Below are 3,067 nucleotides of genomic sequence, written 5' to 3'. Positions count from 1 at the left end.
GTCGGCTTGTGGATCTTCGCGACGAGCACGATGGCATGCACCCGGGAGGGCAGCAGCTGGTGCTTGGTGTCGCCCTCGCTCACCGCGAGCTCGTCACGCACCTCGTCGTAGTGGCGACGGATGCGGGTCATGACGAGGAACAGCACGGCCATCGCGGCAATGGCGAAGCCGGCGCCATGGACGAACTTCGTCACGAGGACGACGACGAGGACCGTGCCGGACATGCCCGCACCGATCCCGTTGATGACCCGGCTCCTCAGCATCCGCCCGCGGACCGCCTCGTTGCGCTCGAGGCGCAGACGACGCGTCCAGTGCCGGACCATGCCGATCTGGCTCAGCGTGAAGGACACGAAGACGCCGACGATGTAGAGCTGGATGAGGCTGGTGACCTTGGCGTCGTACACGAGCACGAGGAAGGCCGCCGCTCCGGCGAGGATGACGATGCCGTTGGAGAAGGCGAGGCGGTCGCCGCGGGTGTGCAGCTGGCGGGGGAGGAAGCCGTCACGAGCGAGGATCGAGCCCAGCACCGGGAACCCGTTGAACGCCGTGTTCGCCGCGAGGACGAGGATCAGCCCGGTGACGAGCGACACGAGGACCACGCCGGGGTGGAAGCCGGAGAACACCGACTTGGCCACCTGGCCCATCACGGTGTCCTGGACGTAGCTGTCGCCGACCGGCACGCCGTTCCGGGCCAGCTGGACCGCCGGCTCGTCGGCGTACTTGATGCCGGTCCAGGTCGCCAGGGCCACCATCGACAGCAGCATCGTCACCGAGACGGAGCCCATGAGGAGCAGCGTCGTCGCCGCGTTCCGGCCCTTGGGCTTGCGGAACGCCGGCACCCCGTTGCTGATCGCCTCGACCCCGGTGAGGGCAGCGCACCCCGAGGAGAAGGCACGCAGGAACAGGAACCCCAGGGCGATGCCGGTGACCGCCTCGTAGCCCGGTTCGGGCAGCAGCTGCAGACCGGCGCTCTCCGCCGCGGGAAGGCTCCCTGTTGCCCTGCGGTAGACGCCGATGAGGGCCATCCCGAGCACCGTCACCATGAACAGGTAGGTGGGGACCGCGAACGCAGTGCCCGACTCACGGACCCCACGCAGGTTCATGGCTGAGAGGGCGGCAATGATGCCGACGGCGACGACCGCCTCGTGACCCCGGACGAAGCCGAAGGCCGCCGCGGCGTTCTGGACGCCGGCCGACACCGAGACCGCCACCGTGAGGACGTAGTCGACGAGCAGGGCGCTCGCGACGCCCAGTCCGGCCCTCGGGCCGAGGTTCACGCTGGCGACCTCGTAGTCGCCACCGCCGGAAGGGTAGGCACGGACGTTCTGCCGGTAGCTCATGATCACCACGGCCATGACGAGGACCACCGCGAGGGCGACCTCCCAGGAGTGGGTGACCGCCAGGGCGCCGCCGGCGAGGCCGAGCGTCAGGAAGATCTCGTCCGGCGCATAGGCCACCGATGACAGCGCGTCACTGGCGAACACCGGGAGCGCGAGCCGCTTCGGGAGGAGGGTCTCGCCGAGCCGGTCGCTGCGCATCGCTCGGCCCAGGACCACGCGCTTGACGAGACGTCCGGGGGATGACACGACAGACACTGTATGCGGCACCGGAAACGGGCGCGGGGAGCGTCGAGGGACCCCCTCACCGGTGCCGAGACGTCGGTGTAGCGTCGGCGTCGTGCACTTCGTCATCATGGGCTGCGGCCGGGTCGGCGCCTCCCTCGCCCGAGCGATCGAACGGGCCGGCCACGAGGTCGCCGTCATCGACCAGGACGAGTCCGCGTTCCGGCGGCTGGGCGCGAGCTTCGACGGGCGCACGGTGACGGGGGTCGGCTTCGACCGCAACACCCTGAGGGCCGCCGGCATCGACAAGGCGTACGCCTTCGCCGCCGTCTCCAGTGGTGACAACTCCAACATCCTCGCCGCCCGCGTCGCACGGGAGAAGTACGGCGTGGAGCACGTCGTCGCCCGGATCTACGACCCGGGTCGCGCCGAGATCTACCAGCGGCTCGGCATCCCCACCGTGGCCACCGTGAAGTGGACGAGCGACCAGATCATGCGGCGCCTGCTCCCCTCGGGCCACGTCCCCGAGTTCACCGACCCCTCCGGGAAGGTGGTCATCGCCGAGATGCCCGTCGCGACGGGGTGGATCGGGCATCGGGTGGAGGACATCGAAGCCGCCACCGGGGGTCGGCTCGCGTACCTCACGCGCCTCGGCGACGGTCTGCTTCCGGGCCCGGACACGGTGTACCAGGACGGCGACCTGCTCCACCTGGCGCTGCGGCGTGAGGACCTCGCCACCGCGGAACGGGTCCTCGACGCGGCACCGCCCGCCCACTGACCCCGAAAGGCCCAGCCATGCGCGTCGTCATCGCCGGAGCCGGCAGTGTGGGCAGGTCCATCGCCCGCGAGCTGCTCCGCAACGGGCACCAGGTGCTCCTCGTGGACCGCGAGGCGGACGGTGAGCGGGTGCAGAAGGTGCCCGACGCCAGCTGGCTCCAGGCGGACGCCTGCGAGATCGAGGCACTGGGCGAGGCCGGCCTCGCCGAGTGCGACGTCGTCGTCGCGGCCACCGGCGACGACAAGGTCAACCTCGTCCTCTCGCTCCTCGCCAAGACCGAGTTCGGCGTCCCGCGAACGGTGGCTCGGGTGAACAACCCCAAGAACGAGTGGATGTTCGACGAGGCCTGGGGCGTCGACGTCGCGGTGTCGACCCCACGGCTCATGACCGCCCTCGTGGAGGAGGCGGTGAGCATCGGGGACCTCGTGCGGATCTTCGAGTTCCAGCAGGGCCGGGCGATGATGGTCGAGATGACCCTGCCCGTCGGCAGCCCGTATGCCGGTGCCAGGGTGGGCGACGTCCCCTTCCCCGGGAACACCGTGCTCACCGGCATCATCCGTGAGGGATACCCCATCGCTCCCAGCCGTGACGACGCCCTGGAGCCCGGCGACGAGCTGCTGTTCGTCACCACGCCCGACGTCGAGGCGGAGCTCGAGTCCCTCCTCAGCCCCGGCCAGAGACACAAGCGGGACACCGAGAACGCCGACGACGACGACGACGGCTGACG

At 70.2% G+C, this 3,067-nt stretch carries 3 protein-coding genes; 2 read left to right on the top strand and 1 reads right to left on the bottom strand.

Going from position 1 to position 3,067, the window contains the following annotated elements; all coding sequences use genetic code 11:
- Positions 1–1,586 (bottom strand): APC family permease (locus VJN29_RS02345; protein ID WP_414654311.1); only part of this gene is annotated, 1,586 nt, incomplete at its 3' end.
- Between the two features lie 91 nt (positions 1,587–1,677).
- Between VJN29_RS02345 and VJN29_RS02340 the strand changes: the two genes are divergently transcribed.
- Positions 1,678–2,340, top strand: a complete 663-nt coding sequence (locus VJN29_RS02340) for a TrkA family potassium uptake protein (RefSeq protein ID WP_324141888.1) — start codon at positions 1,678–1,680, stop codon at positions 2,338–2,340.
- Between the two features lie 17 nt (positions 2,341–2,357).
- Complete coding sequence (locus VJN29_RS02335; protein WP_324141886.1) at positions 2,358–3,065, top strand: TrkA family potassium uptake protein; 708 nt, start codon at positions 2,358–2,360, stop codon at positions 3,063–3,065.
- Positions 3,066–3,067 lie beyond the last annotated feature (2 nt).

The sequence above is a fragment of the Intrasporangium sp. genome (assembly GCF_035280925.1).
Lineage (GTDB): Bacteria > Actinomycetota > Actinomycetes > Actinomycetales > Dermatophilaceae > Intrasporangium.
This window is presented reverse-complemented; position numbering and strand designations above follow the sequence as displayed.

Coding starts and splice junctions, on each gene's coding strand:
- VJN29_RS02335 (WP_324141886.1), top strand. CDS start 2,358: ATGCGCGTCGTCATCGCCGGAGCCGGCAGTGTGGGCAGGTCCATCGCC.